Annotated in this window: 3 protein-coding genes and 1 pseudogene; all 4 read left to right on the top strand. The window is 71.7% G+C overall.

Annotated features, from left to right (window positions below; genetic code table 11):
* Nucleotides 1-102 (top strand): annotated as a pseudogene (locus ACIO5D_RS38410) (ATP-binding protein); the annotation flags it as partial.
* A gap of 401 nt (nucleotides 103-503) precedes the next feature.
* The gene (locus ACIO5D_RS38405) at nucleotides 504-3,938 is read left to right on the top strand and encodes a nitrate- and nitrite sensing domain-containing protein (protein WP_400800945.1); all 3,435 of its coding nucleotides are present in this window, start codon (nucleotides 504-506) and stop codon (nucleotides 3,936-3,938) included.
* 10 nt (nucleotides 3,939-3,948) lie between these two features.
* The gene (locus tag ACIO5D_RS38400; protein ID WP_030057391.1) at nucleotides 3,949-4,362 is read left to right on the top strand and encodes a roadblock/LC7 domain-containing protein; all 414 of its coding nucleotides are present in this window, start codon (nucleotides 3,949-3,951) and stop codon (nucleotides 4,360-4,362) included.
* Nucleotides 4,363-4,523: 161 nt separating this feature from the next.
* Nucleotides 4,524-5,192, top strand: a complete 669-nt coding sequence (locus ACIO5D_RS38395) for a DUF742 domain-containing protein (protein WP_363615400.1) — start codon at nucleotides 4,524-4,526, stop codon at nucleotides 5,190-5,192.
* Nucleotides 5,193-5,242 lie beyond the last annotated feature (50 nt).

Here is a 5,242-nt window from a genome sequence, read left to right as displayed (position 1 = left end):
CCCGACACCCCCGTCATCACCCTCGACGCCCGACGACGCGACAGCGCCAAAAGCGCCCTCATCACCCTCGTCGAACACGCCCTCCTCGCCCGCCTCCGCTGAGCCGGAACCGCAGGTCGGCGGCCCTGGCGGCCCGTTGTCCACGACGGGCCGCCGGGGCACCTCCGGGTACGACGGGTGTCGTCACGGGGCACCGCGCAAGACCCACGCATAAGCAGCCGATAACAGTTCGGTAGGCATTTTGTGATCAACAGTGACTCCGCGTAGCTCGTCCACGCCACTCAGCGCCAGAAGACCACGGTTTTGCGCCATCATGTTGATGAATGTCCCAAATGTGCCGCAGCGGGCGGCAACCGAGAGCTGTTTGTCCCTCATCCCTGCACGTGCTGAAATTCCAGCTACCCCTAAAACCCGTACGACAGTCCCACCCGGCAGCGGGCAGCTGCTAGGGGTAGCGCTGGATTGATCCATGGCCGCCATGCCGGCCGAGAGGTTGTTGTCGAGTGAGGCGTAAGCAGCAAGTCGCCCCGCAGCGGCGCTCCGAGCCCCGCCAGAGCGAGCCGAACGGTACCGCAACGGACCCGGCCGGATTCTCGGCGTTCACCCCTGCCGATGAACGCCCCCCGGTCACCCCGGCCCCGCAGCCCCCGGCCGCGTCCAAGGAGCGCCGCACCGGCGGCGGTTCCGCGGAGGCCGACGGCGGCGGCAAGGGCGGCGGCCGCTACGACTTCGTCCGGCCCCGCAACTGGCGCGTGCCCGCCCGTCTGATCGCGATTCTGCTGATCCCGGTCGTCATCGCCCTGGTCTTCGGCGGCCTGCGCGTCAACACCTCGGTCGACGGCTTCATCAAGGCCTCGCGCGCCGAGAAGACGGCCGAACTCGCCCAGGCGGCCACCGAGCTCGCCGAGGCGCTGGAGAACGAGCGCGACCGAACGCTCATACCCCTGCTGACCGGCCAGGACCCGACCGGTGAGGTCACCAGGAGCCGCGCCACCACGGACACCGCGCTGAAGGCCTACAACGCCGCCTACGAGGCCACCGACCGGTCCGGCGAGCTGCCCCGGCGCCACGCCACCTTCCAGAGCCTCGTCGCCGACCTGCCGCACCTGCGCCAGGTCGCCTACGGCAAGGAGCTGTTCGCCACCGCCACGCAGTCCGCGTACTCGGTGATGGCCGCGCCGCTGCTCGCCTACGACAACTCGGTCGGCCTCGGCAGCACCAACATGACCAGCAAGGGCCGCGCGATCTACGCCATGTCGCTGGCCAAGGCCTCCGCCTCGACCCAGCGCGCGCTCATGCTCCACCTGCTGGTCGGCATCACGTCCAACGCCACCACCCGGTACGAGAACACCGACCTGATCCAGCAGCTCCTGGTCTCCCAGAAGCTGGAGCAGGTGTCGCTGTCCGAGTTCAACACCGGCAGCGCCCCCGAGGACGCCCTCAAGTACGCCGAGGCCCAGGTCGCCCAGGCCAACGCCGATCAGCGCGCCGCCTACCGGATGCCCAACGGCAGCGCGCCCACCATGCAGGGCCTGCTGGCCATCGGCAACGCGTACAGCCAGGCCGCCGCCGACGGCTACAGCCGGGGCAAGCCGGCCGCCGACGCGGCGTACAAGGAGGCCAAGGACGCCGGTCTGACCCCGGAGAACTGGAACCAGGCCGCCAACACCCACATCGCCGCGCTGCGTTCCACCGAGGTCGCGCTGCTGAAGGACGTCCTCGACGACGCGTCGGACCTCAAGGACAACGCGCTCTACGACGCCATCCTCAACTCGGCGATCGTGCTCGCCGCGCTGGTCCTCGCCGGTGTGCTCACCGGCTACGTGGCCCGCTCGATGATTCTCGGCATGCGCACCCTGCGCAACGCCGCCCTGGAGATCGCCGACCACCGTCTGCCGGACCTGGTCGAGAAGCTCTCCAAGACCGACCCCGACCGGGTGGACACCTCCGTCACCCCGATCCCGCTGCACGGCAAGGACGAGATCGGCGAGGTCGCCCGGGCCTTCGACCAGGTCCACCGGCAGGCCGTGGCGCTCGCCGCCGAGCAGGCGCTGCTGCGAGGGAACGTCAACGCGATCTTCACCAACCTGTCGCGCCGCAGCCAGAGCCTGATCCAGCGCCAGCTGGCGCTGATCACCGACCTGGAGAACAACGAGGCCGACCCGGACCAGCTGGAGAACCTCTTCAAGCTGGACCACCTGGCCACCCGTATGCGCCGCAACGGTGAGAACCTGCTCGTCCTCGCGGGCGAGGAGGCCGGCCGCCGCTGGAACACCCCGGTCCCGCTGGTCGACGTGCTCCGCGCCGCCGCCTCCGAGGTGGAGCAGTACGAGCGCGTCGAGCTGGCCGGCATCCCCGAGACCGAGGTCGTCGGCGCCGCCGTGACCGACCTCGTCCACCTGCTCGCCGAGCTGCTGGAGAACGCCACCTCGTTCTCCAGCCCGCAGACCCGGGTGCTGGTCAACGCCACCCGCCTGCCGGACGGCCGGGTGCTGGTCGAGATCCACGACAAGGGCATCGGCCTCACCGCCGAGGACTTCGCCGAGATCAACGAGAAGCTCGCCGAGCCGCCCACCGTCGACGCCACCATCTCCCGCCGCATGGGCCTGTTCGTGGTCGGCCGGCTCTCCCAGCGGCACGACATCCGCGTCCAGCTCCGCCCGTCCGGGGAGTCGGCCGGCACCACCTCGCTGGTGATGATCCCGCCGTTCCTGACCCGGACGGGCGCGGCGCCGGAGCCGGAGGAGCAGTTCACCGTCTCCCGGATCTTCCCCGACCAGGAGCCGGCCCAGCCCGACTGGGCCGGCGCCCCCCAGGACGGTCCGCGCAGCGCCGCCGAGCTGGGCTTCGACGACCACCTCACCGGTCAGGGCAACGCCGGCAGCACCGGCTTCAGCCCGGCCCTGGAGGCCGTCCAGCGCTCGCAGCGGCTCGACCAGGTCCGCCGCGCGGCCCTGGAGGCCGGCCCGCACGCCACCGAGCCGCCGGTGCTCGACGCCGAGGTCGAGGAGGACGGGTACCGGTCCGAGGGCGACTACCAGCCGTACGGCCAGGACGACCAGTACGCCCCGCAGGGCTACGACCAGTCCGGCTACGGCGACGGCCAGTACACCGACGGGTCGTACGGCCGCGCCGACGAGTACGGCCAGGACGCCTACGGCCAGTACCCGCAGCAGGGTTACGACCAGTCCGGCTACGCCGACGACCAGTACGCCCCGCAGGGCTACCAGGACCAGCAGGACCAGCAGGACTACCAGGGCTACGACGGCTACGCCGACGAGCAGTACGGCCACCCGGTCGAGGAGGCCCCCGCGGGCCACCCGTACACCCCGGAGCCGCCCGCACTGCCCGCCGCCGGGCCCACGGCCGAGCCCACCGCCACCCTGCCGTCCGGGCTGCCGCAGCGCCGTCCCGGCCAGCAGCTGAGCAACGGCGGCCTGAACCCGGCCCAGCAGAGCGACGGCCGGGGCACCGGCGAGAGCCCGAACTGGTTCGCCGGCGCCAAGGACACCTCGGCGCCCACCGAACCGCGCGGACACGAGGTGTCCGCGCTGGGCGGCTACGGGCCCACCGGCCCGACCGGCCCGGCCACCGCCGCCTGGCAGTCGCCCAACGACGGCGACTGGCAGCGCGCCGAGCAGCTGCGCGAGCCCGCCTCCGGCGGCACCACCCCGTCCGGCCTGCCCCGGCGGGTGCCCAAGCAGAACCTGGTGGCCGGCAACGCCAAGCCCACCCCGCAGGACGGGCCGCAGGTCTCCCGCAGCCCCGAGGAGGTTCGGGGACGCCTCACCAACCTGCGCCGCGGTGTGGAGCAGGGCCGCAGCGCCGGCAGCACCGGAAGCTTCCGGATCGACCCCGATCAGGTAGACCCGTCCGGCAACGGACAGCCGAACCGCAGCACCGATCTCTTCGGCGGCTCGAACCACCAGGAGCGTTGAGTTGAGTCAGATGAGCCAGGCCGCACAGAACCTGAACTGGCTGATCACCAATTTCGTGGACAACACCCCCGGGGTGTCGCACACGGTGGTGGTCTCCGCGGACGGCCTCCTGCTGTGCATGTCCGAGGGATTCCCCCGCGACCGCGCCGACCAGCTCGCCGCCGTCGCCTCCGGCCTCACCTCCCTCACCTCCGGCGCCAGCCGGATCTTCGAGGGCGGCGAGGTCAACCAGACCGTCGTCGAGATGGAACGCGGATTCCTCTTCCTCATGGCGGTCAGCGACGGCTCCGCCCTCGCCGTACTCGCCTCCCCCGACTCCGACATCGGCCTCGTCGGATACGAAATGGCCCTGCTCGTCGACCGGGCCGGCGCCGTCCTCACCCCCGCACTCCGCGCGGAACTCCAGGGCAGTCTCCTGCACTGACGGTCCGTCGGATACCGTCCAGGTATTCGAAGCACCTCCACGCCCGTCCCGGGCCCGCTTCGGCGGGCTCGGGTTCGGACGTTGTACGGCCTTCGCACCACCGGCTCAGGACCTGCGCCCGAGCTCGCACCGCACCGCCGCACCTTGTGAGGAGAGGAACCGTGACACCGCCCGACGACCGTAGCGGCCAGTACGGCGTTCCGTACCCTGGCACAGGCCATGACGCCTTCGGAGCACCCGGCGTCGTCGGCCACGGTCAGGAGTACGGCCGGCCGCAGCACGGCCGGCAGTACGGCCAGCAGTACGGCCGGCACGAGTACGGCCAGCCGTACGCGCCCGACCAGTACGGCCAGTACGCCCAGCCGCAGCCCTCGTTCGACGCCCCGCCGCCCGGCTACCCGGCACCGGGGCACGCCCCCGGCCACGGACCCGGCCGACCGCCGGCCGAAGAGCCGGGGCACGTCGAGGAGTTCGAGGACGAGTACGACTCGGGCCCGCTGATCCGGCCGTTCGCGATGACCGGCGGACGCACCCGGCCGCGCTACGAACTGGCGCTGGAGGCACTCGTCTCCGCCAACGTCGACCCGCAGCGCCTGGCCACCCTGCTCCCCGAGCACCAGCGGATCTGCACCCTGTGCACGGAGGTCAAGTCCGTCGCCGAGGTGTCGGCCCTGCTCGCCCTTCCTCTGGGGGTGGCCCGCATCCTCGTGGCCGACCTGGCCGAGGCCGGCCTCGTCGCCATCCACCAGCCCGCTTCCGGCGGCGAATCCGGAAACCAGCCCGACGTCACGCTGCTCGAAAGGGTCCTCAGTGGACTTCGCAAGCTCTAACGCGGCCGCCCCCACCCGCGCCACCACCTCCGCGAAGATCGTCGTCGCCG

The organism is Kitasatospora sp. NPDC087315, from assembly GCF_044744345.1.
Lineage (GTDB): Bacteria > Actinomycetota > Actinomycetes > Streptomycetales > Streptomycetaceae > Kitasatospora.
The sequence above is the reverse complement of the archived record's forward strand: the minus strand, read 5'-3'. Positions and strand labels throughout refer to the sequence as shown.

Coding starts and splice junctions, on each gene's coding strand:
- ACIO5D_RS38400 (WP_030057391.1), top strand. CDS start 3,949: ATGAGCCAGGCCGCACAGAACCTGAACTGGCTGATCACCAATTTCGTG.